Origin of the sequence: Aliamphritea ceti (genome assembly GCF_024347215.1) — a bacterium.
Lineage (GTDB): Bacteria > Pseudomonadota > Gammaproteobacteria > Pseudomonadales > Balneatricaceae > Amphritea > Amphritea ceti.
Genome location: NZ_AP025282.1, coordinates 2,367,442 through 2,389,267, shown reverse-complemented (window position 1 = coordinate 2,389,267; position 21,826 = coordinate 2,367,442). Strand labels below are relative to the sequence as shown.

At 47.0% G+C, this 21,826-nt stretch carries 22 protein-coding genes; 3 read left to right on the top strand and 19 right to left on the bottom strand.

What is annotated here, in order from left to right; translation table 11 throughout:
• Nucleotides 1-48: 48 nt before the first annotated feature.
• The 3 genes from OCU49_RS10945 to OCU49_RS10935 are packed head-to-tail and all read right to left on the bottom strand — an operon-like array spanning nt 49 to nt 2,112.
• Entirely contained in the window at nt 49-939 is an 891-nt protein-coding gene (locus tag OCU49_RS10945) for a LysR family transcriptional regulator (protein ID WP_261845022.1), read from the bottom strand.
• An 18-nt stretch (nt 940-957) separates the two neighbouring features.
• On the bottom strand, nt 958-1,671 hold the full coding sequence (locus OCU49_RS10940) for an MOSC domain-containing protein (protein ID WP_261845021.1): 714 nt from the start codon (nt 1,669-1,671) through the stop codon (nt 958-960).
• 54 nt (nt 1,672-1,725) lie between these two features.
• Entirely contained in the window at nt 1,726-2,112 is a 387-nt protein-coding gene (locus tag OCU49_RS10935; protein ID WP_261845020.1) for a RidA family protein, read from the bottom strand.
• 75 nt (nt 2,113-2,187) lie between these two features.
• Here OCU49_RS10935 and OCU49_RS10930 point away from each other — a divergent pair, with 75 nt between their 5' ends.
• Nucleotides 2,188-3,153, top strand: coding sequence for a GlxA family transcriptional regulator (locus tag OCU49_RS10930; protein WP_261845019.1), 966 nt, complete (start codon nt 2,188-2,190; stop codon nt 3,151-3,153).
• 65 nt (nt 3,154-3,218) lie between these two features.
• On the opposite strand, the gene OCU49_RS10925 is transcribed toward OCU49_RS10930, so the two are convergent.
• The 11 genes from OCU49_RS10925 to OCU49_RS10875 all read right to left on the bottom strand — a co-directional run bounded on the left by OCU49_RS10925 (nt 3,219) and on the right by OCU49_RS10875 (nt 15,432).
• Entirely contained in the window at nt 3,219-3,830 is a 612-nt protein-coding gene (locus OCU49_RS10925; RefSeq protein ID WP_261845018.1) for a LysE family translocator, read from the bottom strand.
• Between the two features lie 60 nt (nt 3,831-3,890).
• The gene (locus OCU49_RS10920) at nt 3,891-4,814 is read right to left on the bottom strand and encodes a LysR family transcriptional regulator (RefSeq protein WP_261845017.1); all 924 of its coding nucleotides are present in this window, start codon (nt 4,812-4,814) and stop codon (nt 3,891-3,893) included.
• A gap of 33 nt (nt 4,815-4,847) precedes the next feature.
• On the bottom strand, nt 4,848-6,014 hold the full coding sequence (locus tag OCU49_RS10915) for a M20 aminoacylase family protein (RefSeq protein WP_261845016.1): 1,167 nt from the start codon (nt 6,012-6,014) through the stop codon (nt 4,848-4,850).
• A gap of 27 nt (nt 6,015-6,041) precedes the next feature.
• Nucleotides 6,042-6,944: a VOC family protein gene (locus OCU49_RS10910; protein WP_261845015.1), complete on the bottom strand. Its 903-nt coding sequence runs from the start codon at nt 6,942-6,944 to the stop codon at nt 6,042-6,044.
• Nucleotides 6,945-6,989: 45 nt separating this feature from the next.
• Nucleotides 6,990-7,772 (bottom strand): serine O-acetyltransferase EpsC, encoded by a 783-nt coding sequence (epsC, locus tag OCU49_RS10905; RefSeq protein WP_261845014.1) that lies wholly within the window; start codon nt 7,770-7,772, stop codon nt 6,990-6,992.
• A 149-nt stretch (nt 7,773-7,921) separates the two neighbouring features.
• The gene (locus tag OCU49_RS10900; RefSeq protein WP_261845013.1) at nt 7,922-9,487 is read right to left on the bottom strand and encodes an aldehyde dehydrogenase family protein; all 1,566 of its coding nucleotides are present in this window, start codon (nt 9,485-9,487) and stop codon (nt 7,922-7,924) included.
• Nucleotides 9,488-9,489: 2 nt separating this feature from the next.
• Nucleotides 9,490-10,368, bottom strand: a complete 879-nt coding sequence (locus OCU49_RS10895; protein ID WP_261845012.1) for an NAD(P)-dependent oxidoreductase — start codon at nt 10,366-10,368, stop codon at nt 9,490-9,492.
• A 948-nt stretch (nt 10,369-11,316) separates the two neighbouring features.
• Nucleotides 11,317-11,526, bottom strand: coding sequence for a KTSC domain-containing protein (locus tag OCU49_RS10890; protein ID WP_261845011.1), 210 nt, complete (start codon nt 11,524-11,526; stop codon nt 11,317-11,319).
• A gap of 21 nt (nt 11,527-11,547) precedes the next feature.
• Nucleotides 11,548-13,326: an ATP-binding protein gene (locus OCU49_RS10885; RefSeq protein ID WP_261845010.1), complete on the bottom strand. Its 1,779-nt coding sequence runs from the start codon at nt 13,324-13,326 to the stop codon at nt 11,548-11,550.
• The gene (locus tag OCU49_RS10880) at nt 13,316-14,521 is read right to left on the bottom strand and encodes an SIR2 family protein (RefSeq protein ID WP_261845009.1); all 1,206 of its coding nucleotides are present in this window, start codon (nt 14,519-14,521) and stop codon (nt 13,316-13,318) included. The genes OCU49_RS10885 and OCU49_RS10880 overlap by 11 nt, the downstream gene beginning before the upstream one ends.
• A gap of 176 nt (nt 14,522-14,697) precedes the next feature.
• Nucleotides 14,698-15,432, bottom strand: a complete 735-nt coding sequence (locus tag OCU49_RS10875) for a DUF3465 domain-containing protein (RefSeq protein WP_261845008.1) — start codon at nt 15,430-15,432, stop codon at nt 14,698-14,700.
• A 411-nt stretch (nt 15,433-15,843) separates the two neighbouring features.
• Here OCU49_RS10875 and OCU49_RS10870 point away from each other — a divergent pair, with 411 nt between their 5' ends.
• Complete coding sequence (locus OCU49_RS10870) at nt 15,844-17,508, top strand: alkaline phosphatase D family protein (RefSeq protein ID WP_261845007.1); 1,665 nt, start codon at nt 15,844-15,846, stop codon at nt 17,506-17,508.
• A 101-nt stretch (nt 17,509-17,609) separates the two neighbouring features.
• Here OCU49_RS10870 and OCU49_RS10865 read toward each other — a convergent pair whose 3' ends face one another.
• The 3 genes from OCU49_RS10865 to OCU49_RS10855 form a co-directional block, all read right to left on the bottom strand.
• The gene (locus OCU49_RS10865; protein ID WP_261845006.1) at nt 17,610-18,026 is read right to left on the bottom strand and encodes a DUF1801 domain-containing protein; all 417 of its coding nucleotides are present in this window, start codon (nt 18,024-18,026) and stop codon (nt 17,610-17,612) included.
• Nucleotides 18,027-18,056: 30 nt separating this feature from the next.
• Nucleotides 18,057-18,737: a class I SAM-dependent methyltransferase gene (locus tag OCU49_RS10860; protein WP_261845005.1), complete on the bottom strand. Its 681-nt coding sequence runs from the start codon at nt 18,735-18,737 to the stop codon at nt 18,057-18,059.
• Nucleotides 18,738-18,872: 135 nt separating this feature from the next.
• Nucleotides 18,873-19,205 carry a PBPRA1643 family SWIM/SEC-C metal-binding motif protein gene (locus OCU49_RS10855; RefSeq protein ID WP_261845004.1) on the bottom strand — a complete coding sequence of 111 codons (333 nt, stop codon included), beginning with the start codon at nt 19,203-19,205 and terminating at the stop codon, nt 18,873-18,875.
• Between the two features lie 334 nt (nt 19,206-19,539).
• Between OCU49_RS10855 and OCU49_RS10850 the strand changes: the two genes are divergently transcribed.
• Nucleotides 19,540-20,802: a Coenzyme F420 hydrogenase/dehydrogenase, beta subunit C-terminal domain gene (locus OCU49_RS10850; protein ID WP_261845003.1), complete on the top strand. Its 1,263-nt coding sequence runs from the start codon at nt 19,540-19,542 to the stop codon at nt 20,800-20,802.
• Here OCU49_RS10850 and OCU49_RS10845 read toward each other — a convergent pair.
• The gene (locus OCU49_RS10845) at nt 20,791-21,057 is read right to left on the bottom strand and encodes a hypothetical protein (protein WP_261845002.1); all 267 of its coding nucleotides are present in this window, start codon (nt 21,055-21,057) and stop codon (nt 20,791-20,793) included. The genes OCU49_RS10850 and OCU49_RS10845 overlap by 12 nt on opposite strands.
• Before the next feature lie 37 nt (nt 21,058-21,094).
• Nucleotides 21,095-21,682, bottom strand: a complete 588-nt coding sequence (locus OCU49_RS10840) for a flavodoxin family protein (protein WP_261845001.1) — start codon at nt 21,680-21,682, stop codon at nt 21,095-21,097.
• Nucleotides 21,683-21,826: the final 144 nt, after the last annotated feature.

Genomic DNA, 21,826 nt, shown 5'->3' with positions numbered 1-21,826 from the left:
GCTTATGCCATTACTGGTTTCAACACATCCAACACTCAAGCTGCCAATTTAACCTTCTGACGCCTCAATAAAGGCTTCAGTAAACTCATCGATCAATACCCGAACCAGTCCCTGACGGGCATGATCATGCCGCTGATAAATGCCAATATTCCGGTAAATAACCGGATCACCGAAAGGCACCAGTCGGAAGTCGCTTTTCAACTGCTCGCTGCGGTACTTACCCAACGCCATTACCGTCACACCAAGGTTCTGCTTCACCATATTCAGCGCCCCCTGCAGGGAATCCAGCTCCATCATTTCATTAGTCTGAATATGTCTGCGGCGCAACTCATTATCTATCATGCTGCCCGCCCAGGCTCTTGGATCGAGCCGGATAAACGGATATTGGCTCAGGATCTCGCTGTCAGATAACGCCGGTACATCTTTATGGGCCACCACATAAAAAGGCTCAGATTCCAGCGTCTGCCAGCACAGCTCCGGGCGAATACTGTGTTGCGGCTCTGTGATCAGCACCGCATCCAGCTCGCCATTTTCAACCCGGGCCGCTAGATCAATAGACATGCCCCGCAGTATTTTGATTTTCAAGAGTGGAAAACGTGCCCGTAAGCGGGCCAGCACCAGCCCTAGTCCGCCGGTCTGAATACTAAATACGGCACCCAGTAACAACTCACCCTGATACTGACTTTCGCTGCCGATGCCTTCCCCCAGCTGATCGTAAAGCCCGAGGATTTTCTCAGCCCGTTCCAACACTTTTCGCCCATCAGGATTCAGCACCTGATTGCGGCCAATACGGTCAAACAGCCGCGCTCCCAGCTCTTCCTCAAGCTGACGAACCTGAATACTCACCGCCGCCTGAGTCAGGCCAAGCTTTTCGCCAGCTGCAGCAAAGCTGCCCTGCTGAACAATGGCTGCCAGTGTACGTAGCGTTTTAAGTGACATAGTGAGGTACTCTCCTGCTCAGCCCTTTGCAGGGCCATCCATACGCGGTGACCAGTCTTCTACTTCGGCTTTTTCCAAGCGCTTACGAATCAATTTCTGCCAGGATTCAACCAGCGGTAACTCTAACGCCACCCGTAACTGTTCGACATCAAGAACGCCGTCGTAAATCAGCCCCATAAAACGCGCCAGCGACCATTCCGGCCAGGCACGTTTCGCTAGGATAATGTCGTCACCGGCCTGAATTTCACCCGCCTCCAGCACCCGGAAATACCAGCCTGTACGACGAGTATCCTGCACTCGCTTGGCCATATCACGGATATCAAAGCGATCATTTAACTTCCAGCATGGCTGCCGACCCTGAGAAACTTCAAACAACACGGAACCAATACGAAACTGGTCTCCTATGCACACCGTTTCTTCTGTAAGACCCCGGCTGCTGATGTTCTCACCAAACGCACCCGCCTGTTGCAGCACCTCAAGATCACCCAGTTCAGACTGCCAGTTACTGTAATGCTCGCGCGGATATATATGCACCGCTTTGTGGGGCCCGCCATGCACACGTAAATCCGCCTGTTCATCACCACTAAGTCCTGACTCAGTCACCTGAACTTTGCCGCTCACCGGCTGCTTATGAATCGCACTGGTTTTACCCGGACGGCTATATGGCACTGCTTTACCTGTCAGTACAGCTTCAACCTTACCAATTGTTGTTTCGGTGAGTGTATTCTGCATTTCCTGTTTCCCTTAGATGTCTTACTTACCGATCTTAGCCAGACGCTCATCCTATTACTTCGCAACGCGAATCGCTATTGCCTGCACCTTAACTTTTGCCCTGAACGGCAAACACTTAGCTTCGTATATAGTGCGCGCAGGATAATCACTGAATAGCTCCGTTATCAGCTCATTCACAGCTGCCAGGTCACGTTCCAGATCACTAAAAGCAATGTCTACGTACACTATTTCTTCTCGACTAAACCCTGCCGCTTCTGCGATCAGAAACACCAGCTGAAAAGCCCGTGCAGCTTCTTCCCTCGCAGTTCCTGCTCGGTATCCGTCTTCGTAAACGCTCAGTTGCCCTGAAATGTGACACGTTTCTCCACACACTACCGCATGTGAAATTGGCGATGTTGCTGCCGGTACGCCATCTGCCTGATAAATATATGTTCGGCTCATAAACTGCTCCGCAATTGATCTGATAAATACTTACAGAGCTATGCTATTACCAAACGATATGGCATAAATGACAGCATGACGACATTTTATGCCAATTCCAATGATCGACCACTTATCGCTTTACTGGTATTTACAGATGTTAAGCTGCTGGATGTCAGTGGAGCATTACAGGTATTTTCTGATGCTGAGTACCAACAACAGCCGGTTTACAATACCTGCCTGACATCTCTTGATGGCGGGCTTATACGCACCGATACAGGTGTATTTATTAGCACAGTAAAGCTAACTGATGTTAAACCTCATACTTTGCTAATTGCCGGCGGTAAAGGTGTTCATGACGCCTGCAAAAACCCTCAGCTCATCAACACTCTCACTCAACGATTAAATAGCGCTTACCGAACCGGGTCTATCTGTACTGGCGCATTTCTACTTGCGGCAACCGGCATTTGCAGTGGCAAGAACATAGCCACCCACTGGCAGGCCTGTCAGCGACTGGCAGATTCTTATCCCGAACTGCACGTTGATCCGAACTCTATTTATGTTGAAGATGGTGTCTGGTCGTCGGCAGGCGTCACCGCCGGTATAGACATGGCGTTAGCAATGGTTGCCGAAGACATTGGACGGCCTGAGGCACTGAGGCTGGCAAAATCACTGGTCACTTATATGGTACGTCCGGGTAATCAATCTCAGTTCAGTATCCCACTGGAATTACAGAATCAGGATTCCGGAGGCCGGTTCGATACGCTGCACAGCTGGATCAGACAAAACCTGCATAAAGATCTCAGCATTGAAGTACTCGCTGCACAGGCCAACATGAGCATACGCAGTTTTCATCGTCATTATTGCAAACTCAGCGGCAACACACCTGCAAAAGCCATTACTCAACTGCGGCTTGAAGCAGCACGGGATCTGCTAGTAAACAGCAATCGCAGCATTGAACGGATAGCTGAAGATTGCGGTTTCACATCAATCAAACAACTACAGCGAAGCTTTCAACTGCAATTCAAAACATCACCCAGTCGCTACAGGGCTTTATTTTAGACAGTGTATTAATAATGCTTGTAGGTAGATTTTTGCAATGATTTCAGAAACTGTTAATAACAGTTTTAACTGCCAAACGGCAACGCCAGACCAATAGCTGCAAACATTCCCCCGCAACAACGGTTAAAAATCTTGCCGGACTTTTCTATCACTGGTCGCAGCTGAAAGGCTGCCCTAGCCAAGGTGTATTCCACCGTAAACTCCACGATCGCTATAGTCGCCGCCATCACAATAAACTGGCTTAACAATGAACGCTCGGGATCAATAAACTGCGGAAAAAAAGCCGCAAAGAAAAGAATAACTTTAGGATTTGAAAGTGCCGTTGTCAGCCCGGTACGAAACAAAGCCAGATTACTCTTTCCCTGTGACTGAGTTGGTTGATTCAGAGACATCGCCGGACTGCGCCATACCTGAATACCCAGATATATCAGATACGCCGCACCCAGCCATTTCATAATCAGTAAAACTTCACCGCTGGTTTGCAATAACGCACCAATGCCCAGCAAAGACAGCGCGACAATTAGCATGAAACCCGCAAAGCTACCGGCAATCGTCATACAGGTACGCCGGTGCCCATAAAGCGCCCCATGTGCGAGTGCCAGTAAACTGTTAGGCCCGGGTGTCAGGCACAGGCCTGCAACTGCCAACAGGTATATCAACCAGGTATCAAGTGCCATCGAACGTCCTCTGTTAACCAAGCAAAGAATATATGTCAGAGGCCTGCAGAAAGAAACCGTTTAACCTGCAGGACGAAACGCCCGCATCCAGGCAGTAAGATGTTGTAATAATTTATGCGGGCCAGCAGAGAGATGCCTGCCCAGACGGGTAATCATATGGGCTTCACCACTTGCCAGCAAGCTGTTATCTACCGGAATGGCGACCAGCTGCTGATCAGCAATTTCTGCTGCCACAACGAACTCTGGTAACAAGGTAATTCCCATATCCGCGCGGACAAAATGCTTCAGCACTGCAATAGAATTACTGGTCATCACCGGCGTAAAACGAAATTGTTCACGAAGCTCAACCATCGCTAATAACTGGCGCACGCCAAACTGGCTTTCCGGTAACGCGATGGGATATTCAAGTAACTGCTGCAGGCTAACGGGCCCTTGTTCAGCAACAGCCACCAACTCATGATCAGGATGAACGATTACGCAGGTTGGTTGCCGGCTAATTGCCTGCGAACGAATGCCCGGATGGTTACCCGGCTGAAACAGTAAACCGATATGCGCTTCATCACTCTCTACCATACGGATCACTTCGTTACTGCCAGCAGTCGTAATACCCACGGTCAGTTGCGGAAAGTGCCGATGAAACTCAGGCAAAGGGCCAGCCATTAAATCACCAACAAAGCCTTCACCTACGGCCAGTTGAATGTGACCACGCTGTAAACCCTGCAAGGCCTGCAGTTTAGCGACGCAATCTTCTTCGTTGGCCAGGCTTTCGCGATAATAACGCAGTACAAGTTCACCGGCCTCAGTGACAGTCACACCTTTGCGGTGCCGTTCTATCAGCGTCATAGCCAGCTCGTCTTCAAGCAAGGCAATCTGGCGGCTAACAGCTGAAGGTGCAACGTTCAGCTTATCTGCTGCTGCCCTAACCGTACCCAGCGTTACCGCCTCGTACAGGTAAGCTATCCGCTTTTCGTTAATCGCTTTCATAAGAACTCTTTACTACCTCTATGCGCACTGATTTCAATTCAGCTGCGCACGGGCCAGCTCTACCCAATAGTTTGCACCTTTAGGCAGAATCTCATCGTTAAAATCGTAATAAGGATTATGCAGACCTTTACCGCCTTCACTGGAACCGTTACCGACCCAAACATATGCACCCGGACATTCCTGCAGCATAAAAGCGAAGTCTTCCGCGCCCATACTCGGATCAGGATTACGGTCAACCTTGTCATCGCCGACTAAGCTTCGGGCAACCGCAGCACAAATGTCAGCATGCTCAGCGTTATTGACTGTCGAAGGATAAACACGGCGGTAATCCAGCGCACCTGTTGCACCGTATGCCTGGCAAATACTCTCTACCAGTCGGCGCATACGGGATTCGATCAAATCCTGAGTTTCCTTTGAAAATGCCCGGCAGGTACCGGAAAGAGTCGCACTGTCTGGCACTACGTTATAGGCTTCACCACCTTTCATGCGGGTGATACTGATAACACCTGACTGCAGTGGGTTCATAGTACGGCTAACAACACTTTGCAGGCTGCTGATCAACTGACCGGCAATTGCCACCGGGTCAACGCCAAGATGCGGCATACCGCCATGACAACCTTTACCCGTGATTGTGATATCGAAGACATCCATAGAGGCCATTACCGGCCCGGAGTGTACGGCAAACTCACCAGTTTCAAGCCCTGGCCAGTTATGCATGCCATAAACAGCTTTCACCGGAAAACGCTCAAACAAGCCCTGTTCACACATTGCCCGTGCACCAGCTTCACCTTCTTCAGCAGGCTGAAAAATAAAAACTACTGTACCAGCAAAATCCCGGTGCTCAGCTAAATGTTTAGCCGCACCCAGTAACATGCAGGTATGGCCGTCATGACCGCAACCGTGCATCTTGCCTTTATTTACAGAACAGTGATCAAAGGTATTCAGTTCCTGCAGATTCAGTGCGTCCATATCAGCCCGTAGAGCAACCGCATCATCACCTGGCAGATTACCTTTCAGAGTGGCCACAACGCCGGTTGTCGCGATGCCGGTATGCACCTCTAAACCAAATTCAGTTAACAGACTGGCCACTATTTTTGCAGTACGGTGTTCTTCAAAGGCGGTTTCCGGATGGCGATGTAAATCGCGGCGCCAGTCTCGCATTTGCTGATGTAATTGGCCTTCCTGTTCAATCAGTGACATCTGTCTTCTCCTCTGGACTGCAATTACTCACATGCAATCCGGATAAATCTCAATAATAGTGTTACCGGCATAATGTGCCGGAATACGCAGACCGCCATCATCTGTCTCTAAATAACTTACCTTCTGAACATCAAGGTAATCTTTTGCCTGTGACAGAGACGTTGTACTCACTCTGATGGCGACGCCACTGGGTAACTGGTCATCGGCAACTGGCACATCCACGCCTTTAAATCGGCTCGCAGCCTTCGCCGGACTCAGTACTTCAAAAATTCCTCTGTCGGTCTGTACCCGCAGATAATCGTTATCAAGGGTCACGGCATCCGCACCATATATGCCGATAAAACGCGCAGCCAGTGAAGCAGGCTCACTGGCAACATAACTGACACAGGTAATACCATTCGCGCCATTCGGATGTGTCATCCAGTCCTTTACCCAGACCAGATGCGGCTTATGCTGATGGCAGAAAAAATGTGATACCGACGGGGTTTCGGAGTTTATCAGCATCACCAGTGAAACCACAGCTTCTTCTTCGCTGCCGTCCGGCCGATGGGCTACACGACGGAAGTCGACAATGCCCATGTTTTCAACGCTGCGTTCTTCCATTAACGCATGATCTGCACGGGCATCTTTACTGTGTAATGCCACCAGCGAAATGCCTTCTTTACGCTCAATCGAATTACTAATGAAGCGGCCAAAAGCAAAGCCTTTTTCATTGGTGAGATCCAGCTTGCTGTGATCATAAATGCTGATCACCTCAATAAAGTTTTCCGGGAACATCAGCAAATGGTTATCTGTTCCCCATGGATGGTGATGCCGGGGGTTAATAAAAAAGCCCAACCTGGCAAAATCTTCACAGGCTTTATCCATATCACGCACTGCCACCAGCGGGTGGTCAATGCCAAGATGATTATCAGTATTGGTTTTGCTCATCTCTTACTACCCATCATAAATTGTTCTTCAAACCTGTTAAGCCTGCTAATCCCGCTTTGGTAATACCCGGCCTTTTGGCCCAACAACCGTTGCACCGGCGGGTACATCGTTCACAACCACGGCACCACCGGCTACTTTAGCGCCTGCACCTATTTCAATATTGCCGAAGATCACCGCGCCGGAACCCACAAAACACCCTTCTCTCAACTTAGGATGCCGGTCACCACTGCCCTTACCTGTGCCACCAAGGGTTACGTTCTGGAACAGTGTTACTTTGTCTTCAATTACAGCGGTTTCGCCAATCACCACTCCTACAGCGTGATCAATAAAAATACCGCTGCCGATACGCGCTCCGGGATGAATATCTACGCCAAAAAGAGAGACCACTCTGCCCTGAATATAGCTCGCCATTGCATGCTGATCGCTAAGCCAGCAGTGATGTGCAATGCGATGACACTGCAGCGCCTGATAACTGGCGAAATGCAGCAGTGGTGTGTAGTGATCTTTAATACTGGCATTGCTTTCCAACTGGCACAGCAAATCACTTAACGCGGCATGTTCAATATCAGACTGCGCGGCCATCTGCATTAACAGAAAGCTGCGCCACTGGTTTAGCTGATCAGTCTGATCATCAGAAATACTGGCACTGCTATCGAGTAACTTTTCAGCCAATACAAAGGCCAGCGCCTGGGAAAAATTCTGATGCTGAATAATGTTGCGCCTGAAAAAGTCTGCCAGCATAGGAAATTCTTCAGCGGCGGCTTCCGCTTCAGCAACCATGGTTGGCCACAGGGTTGTCAGATCTACTTCACGTTTATAATCTGTCATCAGGTTCCCCTTTAAAGTCGCTAATACGAATAGAGCTCAGGCCGTTAAAATACTGACTCACGACCTGAACACCCATACGCGCTACTGCTTACTTAATGCTGCTTAAGCGCTTGTTAAAAGCACTTATTCAAAGCTCTTGTTGAAAGCTCTTACTCAATAGAATATCCAAACTGAATCGCAGCATCTTTGGCTGTTTCCACCCAGACACTCTTGGTCTGCGTATATTCAAGCAAGCCCTCATATCCGCTGGAACGGCCATAGCCACTTTCACCAAAGCCACCAAACGGAGACATAACATTGATCGCCTTATAACTGTTCACCCAGAATGTACCTGCGTTTACCGCAGCAGCCATTCTGTGTGCACGGCCAACATCAGCGGTCCAGACTGCACCTGCCAACCCAAAGCGGCTGTCATTGGCAATTGCCACCGCATCTTCTTCGTCATCAAACGGAATAACCGATACCACAGGCCCAAATATCTCTTCCTGGGCGACAGCCATACTGTTGTCGACATCGGCCAACACGGTTGGACGGAAGAAATAACCCGCTTCACCGCCTTCAATATCAGCACCACAACCACCGGCAGCAATGCGGGCACCGCCAGCCTTACCTGCTTCCACCAAAGCAGAAACGTGACGGAACTGCGTCAGGTTATTGATAGGCCCAACCATAGTATCGTCCAGCCATGGTAAGCCTACCGGGATCTTGTTAGTGGCAGATGCCAAACGCTCGACCACTTCATCATACACGCCACGCTGAACCAGCAAGCGCGAGCCGGAAACACAGCTCTGGCCAGCCGCCGCAAATACTGCCGCCTGAGCACCTACAACCGCACGATCCAGGTCTGCATCATCAAAAATAATATTGGCCGACTTACCGCCCAGTTCCAGCACACAGGGAATAACACGCTGAGCCGCTGCCGCTGCAATCAGACCACCTGTTTTAGGTGAACCAACAAACACAACTTTCTTAGTCGCAGGGTTTTCGATAGCCGCCGCACCCGTACTCTGGCCAAGGCCATTAATCACGTTTACCAGGCCTTTAGGGATGCCTGCATCTTCAATTAATTTAACCAGTACAGTAGAGCTTAACGGCGTCAGTTCAGAAGGCTTAAGCAAAACACCATTACCGGCACAGATAGCTGGGGCAATCTGCCAGCCGCAAGTGAATACTGGCGCATTCCACGGCGTAATCTGAGTAACAACGCCATAAGGCTCGTGGCGGGTATAGTTCAGGTGAGACGTCGGTACCGGAATAACCTGGCCAGTCATCTTGTCGCACCAGCCCGCGTAGTACTCAAACATCTCGGCAACTTTAGCAACTTCAACCCGACAGTCCCGAACCGGCTTACCGGCAGACACTGACTCAAGACGCGCCAACGCTTCAGCCTGTTCACGCACTTTAACGCTACAAGCCCACATTAAACGGGCACGGCCACTGGCCGGCAGCGCCCACCACTGCTTTTGTGCAGCACTGGCAGCATCTGCAGCCTTATTTACGACGGCAGCGCCGGCATCCGGATAGACCATAAACTCAGCGCCTGTTGCCGGGTTAATCAGACTAATCGGCTCACCCGCGCCGCGCAGCATTTCACCGCCTACCCAACTACCGAAATTCTCTATCGCACGTGCATCATCAAACAGCAGGCTTAATAACTCGGCTACCTGAGCCGTGCCGTCTTTTTCAACGGTAAATTCTTTAGCTAATACACCCATTGTTATTCTCCCAGCCCGGCATTTTTGATGATGCAGTTAAAATCCTCAGCGCCTTCAATGCTGTCTTCGCTGGCTGCCCAGATAGATGCGATCTGATCAGCAACTGGCAGTTCCAGTTGCATATCGCCAATCAGCTTCTTCGCCAGACGCACATCTTTACGCATCAACTGCATCGTAAAACCAGAATCAAAACCTTCGTTGAGAATCCAGCGAGGGAAATTCACTTCACTGATAGCACTGCGCCCAGAACCGGCATTTAAACCTTCGATCAGCGCCTGAGGGTCTAGCCCGGCACGCTTACCTAATGCCACCGCTTCCGCAGTAGTCACCAGATGTGCCGCACACAGCAAGTTATTAATCAGCTTGGCTACATGGCCATTACCGCTTTCACCCAGGTGAACCACCTTACTGCTCAGTGCCTTCAAAATCGGCATCGCCCGGTCAAGCGCTGCTTCTTCACCGCCAACAACCATCACCATAGTGCCTGCCGCTGCACCTGCCGGGCCGCCACTGACAGGCGCATCCAACATCTGGTGGCCTTTACTGGCAAGACAACCGGCAAGGTCCCGGGTAATTTCCGGCTCAGAAGTAGAGGTATCAATCATTAAGCTGCCCGCTGGCGCATGCTCAAGCAAACCGCCTTCGCCCTGAATAACCGCCTGTACATGCTTCGCCATTGGTAACGACAGCACAAAGGAATCGGTCAGTTCACAGAGTTCAGCAATGCTGCCCACAACCTGAACACCCAGTTCAGCCGCTGCAGCTTTCTGCGCCTCACCTAAATCTGTACCAGCAACCTGAAAACCTTCCCGCAACAGAGTTTTGGCCATGCCATGCCCCATTGCGCCCAGGCCGATCACACCTACCGTCGTATTCGCCATGTTGTACCTTTTTTTATAATTGAGAATCACATTGCCCCCCATTCTGTACCAACAGAGCGTTGTGAATAAGGAGGTTAGATTTGGATTAATGTTCTAATTTAGGCAACACAAAGAGTGTAGGAGAAGATTAGGAGTTCGGGATGGGAATGTGGGGTTGGTTTTGCCTGTAATGATTTCCAGATAAAGCTCGAGAAGGAGCTTTGGATCAGATAGCACGGCTACCAAATGTTATGACCATTAATGTTAGGAAGGGAATTTCTCAAATTCATGAAAGGCTTGAAACACGAATAACAGGATCAGGTTATTCCTTTCGCTTATCTTTCTATAAAGGCAAAAAGCAAGGTCTGACCCGGCCAGACTATTGGCAATGAACCAAAAGCATCGCAGATCTACAACAGAGCCTACACTTATAAGCAGGAAGCCAAACGAATCATTACAAATCAGGGATGAATTCAATGTTAGAAGAAATACTCTTTGTCACTCTAAGATTAGTTTTGGGTTTAATCCTTTGGATCGTGGTCGAATTTCTTTTTTATATCATTTTCTACTATATAGGCTTGCCCATCTGCCTGTTGTTTACACTGGGCAGATATCCTCCACACACGGTGTGGCAAAAAATCAATAACTGAAAGTTACAGTAACCCTAATAACCCCAGAAAAACCGTCGCAATCGTAGGTATGACCTTTACACTTATCCTGATCGTAGTCGTAAATTTTATCTGATCTGATTACCTGTTCAGAAATATTAACAGAGCCAGGCTCTTCTCTTTTGCCTGTCTTTCTATAACAGCAAAAGATAAGACCTGACACCACACTTGCACAAATAAAAACAAGATGCCTGTGAACTTTTCGTATAAAAACTAATTATTTTAATTTTACTTAAACATATAAAGTAAGAAGGTATTCCCCTATTTTATATAACATCAAGCAATTCTATGAGTTAATAACTTATATTCTCGAATACTGGTATGTCCCTTTTATATTTTGATTAAGGTAAATACCTAAAGAATCAGCCCTCATTAATTCCTGAAAAACATAGCCAGGAACATTATAATACTCATAAACTCCACCACTATTGAACTCAACTTCAAGTATTTCTGAATCAAAATCATAACCTACAGCAGCTAAATTACTCGAACTAACGGCCGTTCTTTCCATGGTCTTTCTCCCTATGATTGATTAATTTTCATCGTCTGTACTACTAATTGCTTTTTGCTGCCTCCAGGCTTTTACAAGCTTTGAGTAATCCATTTCACTGTAAGCCTGAGACCATTTGTCACTAACTTCGGGATCTCTACTATCTGGATAGCGACCATCTTTAGGAACCTTAAACCTAAACCTCATCGGGAGTCTGGCGGCTTCACCAGTAACAATAGCCTCCCCTGTTCTTAGTATTGGTAGCGTATCAACAATACCTGAAAGCCCATCTGACATTGCAGATTTAACTCTTGATCTATCAGTAGCATTATTGATTCTTAAGGCAAACAATGTTCCACATTGAGATAGTATGGTTTCATCAATTTCCGATGGTCTTTGGCTTACTAGCATTGAACCTACACCAAACTTTCTTCCTTCTTTGGCTATTCTTCTCACCATATCCTTTGAAAGACCATTACTATCATTCGATAAATATCTATGAGCTTCCTCCATAACCAATAACAACGGCCGCTCTTTCATGCCTTCGATGAGGTTACGACCCCAAACAGCAGCTTCAAACATGATATCGAGTAAGGAGCCTAGCAAGAGATCAAGCCTTGAAGATGGCATTCCTGATAGATCCAAAATGGTTATAGGGTTCACCCCTCCGATCCATTCCTTAATAAGCACCGATAAATCTTTATCAACCTTATTTGTATTACTCGGTTTCCATGCACCAGGAGACAAGAAGAAGGAATACTGCCCATCCAACAACCTAGACTTCATCAAATCTAGTTGTTTCTTCATATGCTGAGGGCCGCCTTTATGAGGCGGATTTGCACCAGTGCTTGGGGGCTTAAACGTTGGAGGTATAAGTTTAGTGAAGTCTCCTTCATCAATATATGATGGGGTTTCCCTTTCCTTTTCTTCCCAATTAACATTATCTTCGTGGTATAGGTCATACCAAATTTTATTCAACCTAAACGGAAGAGGTGTGTAAGGTGTAATTGTTTCGATATCAATTTCGAGATCATTGTTCTTTGCGAATTCTTTCTTTTCATGAACCATTCTGTCCATAAATTTATTTTTAATGTTTTCATTTTGACCGCACAAGAAATCAATCAATTTTTCTGGCGAGACACACCAAAAAGGTATGAATAATTTTTCTTCGCCTTTTCTTGGAGATACGGAATAAACTGTAGCTATATCACTGAGAGCTGAAGCGTATTCACCGTGAATATCAAAAAGTACTATTCGTGAGGACGGTTTTGTAATTTCATCACTATAATCTGTAACTATTGATCTCAACAAGCTAGATACGCTCGTGGATTTGCCTGAGCCTGTAGAACCTAATAATGCAGAGTGACGATTTACAAGACTATTTAAATCTACGCTAACATTTATGCTGTCTGAGCTGGACAACTTACCAATGACCACCTGCCCATTACTTTGATCACCATAAATCTTCTTTAGGTCATTTTCGGTTACTAGATGCGCTTCATCATTAATGCTAGGAAACTGACTAATTCCTCTTTCAAACTGATCTCCAACAGATTCGCCAACTAGCTCAACTTTTATGATTCTTCTTTCATCATCGATACCCTTTGTATCATTAACTGCAGACTCACTCGTTTCAGCAATCACGCCATATAAGTCATTGTAACCCTGGGGGATTCTAACAAAGCTACCTACCTGTCCTATCCTATGATTTCGCCCTTCTATAATTAGTAAACCCGATCTGACTTGAGGTGTCAGTTGTATTAATATTGATGAACCTGAAACTGATAAGACCTCTCCCAAAAAGGTTGGATCATTCATCATCTGATTGTACCTCTTGCTCAACCTCTACCTCTGTCTGTAAGTAGGAAGTTGGCTCTGTAATACATCTACCTCCACCTGATCTAGCTAAAAATTTACCAAACTGTAAAAAATCCCCCAAAATAAAACTATCATCATTCCAATATTCATTTCGAATTAGTTCCCAGTTTCTGCTGGGTAAATCCCCTAACTTCCACTTTCCTTTTACGCCATTGATAACTGCCCCATCTTTACAGTAAACGCTTATATTAGGACGTCTTAGTGCCATTTCAGTAGCGAAACACTCTTCATCAAGATTCTTAAATTGAAACGCTAGAATAGCCGCAGAAGCATTTTCTGCCATACATTCATCCAGCTTCGCTGATATATGTGCATCAGCAAAAGAAAAACCAGTAGTGATTAATAAAGTATCTGGTTCTAAAAGAAAATTTTTAAGTCTTTCAAACAGTGATGAGAACGGAGCTGATTGTGTTTGGTCATACTTAACGTGAGATGGGTAAACCATTGTCCCTGCACCTTCATTCATTCCCCTGATTATTTCCCCTACCTCGTTTGTCAACCAATTGATGGAACCATGTAGCTTCCATAAGCGAACCCACCTAGGAGGAAGGTCATTACTCGAAATACTGGAAGGATCAAAAAAGGCAGCTCTTGATCCAGAGAATCCATCAAAATATGGGGTCCGAACCCTTTCCATAGCCTCTTCTAGCAGTAAATCGTAGTTCGTAGTAAAAATTTCAACGGCATGATCTCTGTTAATACCATTAATCCAGGAGATGGTATTTGAATAAGGAGTTTCTCCAGTTGGCAAAGGTTGGTTAACGATTTCTTTTATTATGTGGCATATTTTTTCAGATAGCGCTGTATAGCCTTCGGCATCTAAACCATGAACCTTCGACTTCCCTATAATCTCAGCTAGAGAGCGAACCCTAGATAATATTAACTCGATGTTACTATCCGAAATATCCTCTTTTAATAGATTAAATGCTTCGCGCTCCTCGTCATTCAGACCTTCAATAACCATTTTAGTCAAGCCAGCTATATCTGGAATAAGTGGCTTCCAGGATGTTTCGCCTCCTATATTGATGCTTACTGGCGCACCTGCCCCGACAAGTAGCCCGATCTTTTTTCTTCCATTTGTCAAAATATGTTTAAAGTCATACATGTATTGATCAGGGTTGTGCACTGACGCAGTCATCTTTTTTCCTTAAATACATTAATACTTAAATTTTTAGCTGGCGTTGAACTGATTTATTCTTCGTACGACATTTATAGTCTGAGTTAACACTAAATATGTTTTTACTCTGTCCCAACTATTCCCTATCCCAAATGTTCTTCTGATGGCACTGCGTCTCAGAAGAACTGCCTTATGTATCATTGATAAGCTCGCCCTTCATGCTTAAGCCACCCAGCTTCGTGCCGACCAGCAGGATCATGGTGAGTCCAATGCACTACACCACCTCTCTCATTCCATTCATATTCACCATTAAATGAAATCGCATCCCCCTCCTGAAGCGAACTTATGCGTGGGGCTAAGTCGATATTGTGAGCTACCAGTAAGGTTTGGCTGGAGTTCAAGCGGATAATGAATTTTTGATGCCTGCTACCCTGAAGATCATCCTGTAAAATTCTTATAACTGTGCCTGTACCAGTAACTTGCAGATCACTTTTACGATCCTGAAATGCCTGCTTTAACAGAGCATCTGTAGATGTGACTTCATAAGTTTCAAGTGAACCTCTATTGAATTCACCTTGTAATGCGTCATAACCAAAAAAAGCAAGAAAACCCAGAAGCACTACTGATATCGCAGTCGATACAAATCGACTGCTTTCTTTCCGCCGAGCAGATTTTGGCTTTTTCTTTCTGTTGGACCGCGTGACAGACACTGATCGGCTGATACCTTCAATCTGAACATCACCGGCACGAAGTCGCCCTTCGTTATCTTTCATCGGTTGGAAATGAATTTGATCACCGACTCTGGGTTTGCGAGGAATGTTGCCGAAATCGCGAATATGAACGAAAACATCGCTTCCACCATCTCCAGGTGCAATAAAGCCAAACCCTTTGTCTTCCTTCCAAACTTTCAAAATCCCTATTTGGAGATTCATCAATCACGCTTCCTTGTTGGCTATACGTTTCCGTTTCATTCGGTATTAAGCAGTATTCAATCAATGAGTTACGGTGCTTAGACACACATATCTGGCACTTACTGACTCATTGAGAACATCTTCAGCCATTAAACACACATCGACCGACCAAAACAGTATCATCTTGGTATCAACTGCATCTCTATTGACCTGAAACAGTTGAAAAAAAACACAATAGACAGCAAACAACTGATTTATTGTTCTCACAAAGACCAATACGCATTTACCACTTCAACACTTCTTCTTAATAATGCTTCACTTCTTCCGTAGATACTTATCTGCCAGAAGCCGCTATTCTTACAAACCGCTTATTCTTGAGCCTCAGCGCTGAAGGAACGTGGCAAGAGCATATAAAACTATAAGGAGATAGGTATGTATTTCCCAAGGAATCCCGCCAATGTCGAACAGGAGCATCCTAAGCTCGGGTCGTTAGCAATCATCGGTCATATGACGGCCAAAACCTGCAAGCTCTGGGTCAGGTTGTATTGCAGTGCCCGCTGGTGGCTGGTGGTGACCGAGAAACCCCTTGAAGGTGATCTTGATACGCTGGACGGTCTGGATGTTGATGCTTTTGTGGCAAAACAAACAACTAAGCCTGTTTACTGCAAACCTAAGCAAATTGATGAGACTACTGATAACACCGCTATATTCAGCATCTCCGGGTTAGAAGCTGGCAAGAAGTACTATTACGCAGTGATTGCCGATAAAGCGGATGCTGACAGAATCCCCCGCCGGACCGAGATAGGCCATCAGGGTAAGAAGTTCTTCCGTGCCTTACCGGCCAACCTTTCATCAGTAACTTTTGGCTATTTCAGCTGCCATGATCCTTTCAGTTCAGTTAGCAATAGTGAAGGCGCATGGCCGCTGTATTACCAGACAATGGTAAACCGCAACGGTTTGTTCTCCATCGGTGGCGGTGATCAGGTATATATTGATGCGAACGATAAAGAAGACATGTATTCCGTATGGACCTGGCTGGCCGATTACAAGAACGCCATTATCAAAGAATACAGTGAAAACGGCGCTCTTAAGCAGCAAGAGCTGATTGAGTACTTCGTCGACATTTACCGCAGCTATTACCGCCTTTACTGGAACTTCCCTAATCTTAAGAAAGCTTTTCAGCGCTTCCCTACTTATATGGTCTGGGACGATCACGAGATCATGGACGGTTGGGGCTCGTACTCCAGAGCAGAGCGAAAGAAACTGCTTAACCGTCTGTTTCAGGATGACGACGAAGCCACCAATGATCAGTTGATTCAGCTAATGTTTGAAGCAGCTAAACAGGTCTATTTTGAGTATCAGCACAGCCATAATCCTAAAACACCTGTCTCGTTAAAGCCTGAAGACAACGAAGACTGTGAGTGGGATTACAGTTTCCGCATGGGAAATCACGAATTCTATGTGTTAGATATGCGCGGGCATCACGACTACGAGCGTCATGAAGAAGGCACTGCTCTACTCGGTGAAAAACAGATGACCAGGTTCCTCCACTGGCTTGAACAAGCCGCCAAACGTTCCAGCAGTCTGTTCATTGTATCCCCTGTACCTGTGGTTCACTGGGGTGCTCTGGTATCCAGCCTGGATATTGGTTCTGTCAAAGATGACCTGCGGGATGAATGGGAACATGAGACCAACCACAAAGAGCGCAATAAACTGCTGGATGCTGTGATGGGCTTGTCGGACCAGTATGGCTGCCCGGCTACAATTCTCAGTGGCGACGTTCATAGCGCCAGTGTGTATCAGCTGGAAAACCGTGATAAGTACCCTAAAGCTAAAGTGTTTAATGCTACATCCAGCGCTATATCCAGAAAGCCTGCGCCGGCTAAAGCAGAAATGCTCATTCGCAGTACCGGAAGCATATCCGGTTATGAAGGTGGCTATGCCACAAGGCTTTATGCCCTGTCTGGCCAGCACAACTTTTTGATTGTGAATACAGACGATCAGGATGGCACAGCCAGCGTTAACGTAGACCTGTACTGGCCCGCCGGTGATGACGGTGAACTGACACAGAAAAGAATCAAGCTGACAGGTGAGTGATTAGAATCAGGCCTGAGCTCGGAGGTAAGACCTGCTCCAGTTCAGGCCTGATAGCCCTTCTGATAGCCCACTTATGCTTCAGCGCTAATATGATATGGATTTTACATACCCAACAAAGGCAGCTTCTTCAAACTGTGATACCGCAGTGCAACTTCGAGACAATGCTGCAAAGGCTTAACGGGCAAAGCATCATGCCTGTTTAAGACCAGCTCCCTGTTGCCGTTAAATTGCAGTTCTTCACCGTAAACTTCTTTGAATGTAGCCACCAGCTTAGTGCTGCAGTTGAAATATACACTGTACTGATCCGGCGCTTTTGCACTCCAGTCGATCCGAACAGGACTGCCGCCTTTTACTGAATAGCTTGGCTGCCCCCACTTAAGTGATTCTTCAACGGGGCTGAGGTTATGGGCTTTGGCAATGGCAAAGATCATTTCACGAATAGCCATCAGGCTGACCCGGACATCGTCAGGATAAGTCGCAAATTTATCTGTCGCTTCTGTATTCATATCAGTAGCCATATCACTCACACTTCACAGCTGAGCAGCTATTCATGGCACGGAAGAAACGATAATCAGTGACGCGGGTTGTCCGGATTCAGGGTGAACCGGTTCTTTCAACTGCTGAATACTCAAACCATTGGAGACGAAGAGTTCAGTCCAGGATTCAATGGTTCGAAAGTACCAGGGGGCCGGATCTGTAAACTCATCGCTAAAGCCTGCCCATGAACCTTCCCGCCAGCTATCTTCATAAGCGGATTCGCCGCAGCTGATCAGCGGATGTAAGGTCTGTACGACAAAATGGCCACCGGGATTAAGCAGCTGGGGAATAGTTTTCAAGACGTGTTCTACGGACTCTTTACCTAATAACGAGAAGTTACAAACGGCCAGATCATAACGGTCTGTTATGCGTGTAGCCGACAGCTCTTCGTACGCTATTTGCTCGTAAGCTATTTGTACAGCGCTCAACCTTCGAGCTTTATCAATCAAACCGGCAACTGCATCGATGCCTGTAACTTTCATACCGCGATCGGCGAGTGACCGTGCTAACCAGCCTTCTCCACAGCCGATGTCCAGCACGGTTTCGGGCTGCAATGACGCAACTGTGTCTGTAATAGCCTGATCGGTAACCAGTATGCGGCTTGGTATAGCTTTATCCTGAATTGCAGCCGTCCATGGCGACACATTCTTATGCCATGACTGGAGAATCTTTTTATCGCTCAATGTTGCCATTTATGACGGCTCCTTTTACAGCGCTTATGTATTAGATTCTATTTTCCCAAGTGTCATGTAGCACGTTTAGCTTAGCTACTCTCATTAAAGCTATGACTTAGCTGCTTTCATTGAAAGCTATGGCTTAATCTTTGTTTAGCCACAACACTTCTTATACTTCTTACCGCTACCACATAAACAAGGTTCGTTACGGGCAGGCTTTGCCTCAAACCGCTGCGTTTCCGGCGTATTAATCATTGCTTCCAGCTCTGCAATATTCTCTGCAACATCAGCCACAACGTCGATATTCGCAACTAAATCATGCTCAGCCAGCAACGCTTCTACCTCTTCGCGACGGGCTTCATTATTAACCGTAATAGCAAGCGGCTGCGCTTTACTGCCAGCCTTAACATCAGGCTTGGGGTTATATCCACTTTTACCGTAATTCCCCATTAAATCCGGGGTACCTTTAAAGAAAAACTTTGACACTGAGCGCTCCTACTACGAAATAATCTGCATACACCGGCGCTAACAGATGTATACGTACAAGGTAGGCAGTATAACGGATCGGCAGACTAATTAGGGCATCTTCATCCGCCAAATATAACTTATCGGTTAAAATGCAGCATAAGCCAGATACAAATGACTATTCTCGCAGTGTAAATACTCAACGCCAGCGTTTATCTGCTTAACTCTTGTGTCAGCAACGCCATCAATACCCTATTAGCGACCTCCTGAAGCAACCCAGTATTGTGTCTTAAACTGGCTCAGTTAATCTGAAAGCTATTCATTACATGCCTACTCTAAAAGGCAGGAGCATGCTATGACCAACCAGAATGATCGCTTTTATCGTATTGTCGAAGATGGTGTCTGTATTGGCTGCGGGCTTTGCCAGTCGCTTACAGGCGAAGCTAAAGTCCGGATGACCAAATCTCAGAGCGGTGAATTGCGCCCTCAGATTCTGAACCCGTTATCAGAGTCAGACGTCGATAGGGTTTATGCAACCTGCCCCAGCACCCGCGCTGAAGGGCTGCCAGCACCTCTTATTGATGAAGCACCCAATCATGATCCGGTCTGGGGGCCTTACCATCAACTATCACTCGGCTGGGCAGGCAACCCGGAAATACGCCATATGGGCGCTACCGGCGGTGTTTTAACTGCGCTGGCCAGCTATCTTCTGGCATCCAAAAAAGTTGCTTTTATCTTGCACGTAAAAGCCTCTGTCACTGAGCCAACCTTTGGTGAAGCAACCCTCAGCTTTACTGAAGCAGATGTATTGGAAGCATCCGGCTCCCGTTATGGCCCAACCGCACCACTGATTGATATCAATGCTGCATTAGACCGCGGCGAACCTTTTGCTCTGATCGCTAAATCCTGCGACCTGAATGCGGTAAGAAACCTTGCACACCTCGACCCACGGGTGAATCAGCTGATCCGTTACTGGCTAACGCCCGTCTGTGGCGGCTATATGCCAGACACATCTATGGACCGCTTTCTCAATGAACAAGAGATTCAACGCAGCGAAGTGACTGCATTACGTTACCGTGGCTTTGGCTGCCCAGGCCCCACCACTGTTCACACCGCTGATGGGAAACATAAAGACGTACATTATCTGGACTTTTGGGGTGAGGATGAAAGCGCCTGGTCGCTGCCCTTCCGTTGTAAAATTTGCCCGGACGGCATTGGCGACGGTGCAGATATTGCCGCAGCCGATACCTGGCAAGGCGGCAGTCCTGATCGCTTAAACTCAGAAACTGATTTAGGCACAAACTCGCTCATCATCCGTACTCAGGCAGGTATGCAGTTAGTGACAGACGCGGTTAATGCAGGTGCGCTGGTATTAGGCGACGATGTCGATATCGAATTCATGAACACAACCCAACCCCACCAGGTAACCAAAAAGAAAGCTGCACAGGCTCGCTATAACGGTTTGGCTGCTGCAGGTATTCTGGTACCGGAAACAGAGGGATTACGCATTCAGGAAATTCATCAGGGAAACACTTCTAAGTTCAACTACAATCAGCAACAAGGTGCTTTTGAACGTGCCGAACGGCACAAAGAGCCCCGCCCTGTGTCAGAGGGCTAACAGGAATACAGGTGTGAGCACCGGAACAATCAGTGCGAACAGAAAACAACGGTTAATCACAGTCACCGCATGTAAGTCCGGGTGGCTGCGAATATAAATAGCATTAATAATTGCCGTGCCAGGGATGGCAAACATACCTAATAAAAACGCACCAAGCCCCACCCAGGAACCATTGCCGGTATTCATTTCTACCAACACCAGTACAAACAAACACTGCAATATTACCGGTAACACAACGCCGATGATGTAACGCATGTAGCTTCCTTTTACCTGAGCTTTTGGAGTCGTTTTTTCAGTTTTTAAAACGCATTAACTGCTCTGTAATCCGCTTACCAAGATACGCGGCAGTCGCCAGATCTCGCGGATCAACAGTGCCATCAGCTGATTGCGCAACAACACCCGCCTGGCAACCTAAACGGTTAATACCCAACGTTTCAGTATCACCCTCTTCATTTTGCGCCGGCTGTTCTCCAGTACTGGATAAACCAAGCCACAGCATGCCCTGCTGGTTCGCCAGTGTTGCCATATATTGCAAGGTCGCTGCCTGATCACCGTTAAGTGCACTGCCACAGGTAAAGCCTGCTGCTAATTTGCCTGCCCAGCGCTGCTCGCACCAGAGTTCGCTGGTAGCGTCTGCAAAGGCTTTAAATTGTGCCGCTACACTGCCCATATAAGTAGGCGAGCCAAAAACGATTGCATCACAGCTGTTCAGCGCATCCAGTAACGGCTGATTTCTAAACCGCCCTTCGATAATTTCTGAGCCACTTATGCTGTGCTCTAAAACCTCAACCGGCCCTGCACCTTTAATGCTTTCAACCAGTGCACGGGCTAAAGCGCCGGTAACGTCTGTATGGGTGAAATACACCACAGCAACTTTCATAAACACTCATCCTTAATACTGTACTGAAACTGATAATGACACTAACAGTGATACTGCTGGCAGCTTAAACCAGTTATCTGAAAATCCCTACAAATACCTCTGCGACATATTTTTATTCAAATAATTGCCGTTGCCGAAATGACA

Bases quoted from the DNA above. Each gene is read 5' to 3' on its own strand.
- OCU49_RS10945 (WP_261845022.1), bottom strand. From the start codon at position 939: ATGTCACTTAAAACGCTACGTACACTGGCAGCCATTGTTCAGCAGGGC.
- OCU49_RS10940 (WP_261845021.1), bottom strand. From the start codon at position 1,671: ATGCAGAATACACTCACCGAAACAACAATTGGTAAGGTTGAAGCTGTA.
- OCU49_RS10935 (WP_261845020.1), bottom strand. From the start codon at position 2,112: ATGAGCCGAACATATATTTATCAGGCAGATGGCGTACCGGCAGCAACA.
- OCU49_RS10930 (WP_261845019.1), top strand. From the start codon at position 2,188: ATGACGACATTTTATGCCAATTCCAATGATCGACCACTTATCGCTTTA.
- OCU49_RS10925 (WP_261845018.1), bottom strand. From the start codon at position 3,830: ATGGCACTTGATACCTGGTTGATATACCTGTTGGCAGTTGCAGGCCTG.
- OCU49_RS10920 (WP_261845017.1), bottom strand. From the start codon at position 4,814: ATGAAAGCGATTAACGAAAAGCGGATAGCTTACCTGTACGAGGCGGTA.
- OCU49_RS10915 (WP_261845016.1), bottom strand. From the start codon at position 6,014: ATGTCACTGATTGAACAGGAAGGCCAATTACATCAGCAAATGCGAGAC.
- OCU49_RS10910 (WP_261845015.1), bottom strand. From the start codon at position 6,944: ATGAGCAAAACCAATACTGATAATCATCTTGGCATTGACCACCCGCTG.
- epsC (WP_261845014.1), bottom strand. From the start codon at position 7,772: ATGACAGATTATAAACGTGAAGTAGATCTGACAACCCTGTGGCCAACC.
- OCU49_RS10900 (WP_261845013.1), bottom strand. From the start codon at position 9,487: ATGGGTGTATTAGCTAAAGAATTTACCGTTGAAAAAGACGGCACGGCT.
- OCU49_RS10895 (WP_261845012.1), bottom strand. From the start codon at position 10,368: ATGGCGAATACGACGGTAGGTGTGATCGGCCTGGGCGCAATGGGGCAT.
- OCU49_RS10890 (WP_261845011.1), bottom strand. From the start codon at position 11,526: ATGGAAAGAACGGCCGTTAGTTCGAGTAATTTAGCTGCTGTAGGTTAT.
- OCU49_RS10885 (WP_261845010.1), bottom strand. From the start codon at position 13,326: ATGATGAATGATCCAACCTTTTTGGGAGAGGTCTTATCAGTTTCAGGT.
- OCU49_RS10880 (WP_261845009.1), bottom strand. From the start codon at position 14,521: ATGACTGCGTCAGTGCACAACCCTGATCAATACATGTATGACTTTAAA.
- OCU49_RS10875 (WP_261845008.1), bottom strand. From the start codon at position 15,432: ATGAATCTCCAAATAGGGATTTTGAAAGTTTGGAAGGAAGACAAAGGG.
- OCU49_RS10870 (WP_261845007.1), top strand. From the start codon at position 15,844: ATGTATTTCCCAAGGAATCCCGCCAATGTCGAACAGGAGCATCCTAAG.
- OCU49_RS10865 (WP_261845006.1), bottom strand. From the start codon at position 18,026: ATGGCTACTGATATGAATACAGAAGCGACAGATAAATTTGCGACTTAT.
- OCU49_RS10860 (WP_261845005.1), bottom strand. From the start codon at position 18,737: ATGGCAACATTGAGCGATAAAAAGATTCTCCAGTCATGGCATAAGAAT.
- OCU49_RS10850 (WP_261845003.1), top strand. From the start codon at position 19,540: ATGACCAACCAGAATGATCGCTTTTATCGTATTGTCGAAGATGGTGTC.
- OCU49_RS10845 (WP_261845002.1), bottom strand. From the start codon at position 21,057: ATGCGTTACATCATCGGCGTTGTGTTACCGGTAATATTGCAGTGTTTG.
- OCU49_RS10840 (WP_261845001.1), bottom strand. From the start codon at position 21,682: ATGAAAGTTGCTGTGGTGTATTTCACCCATACAGACGTTACCGGCGCT.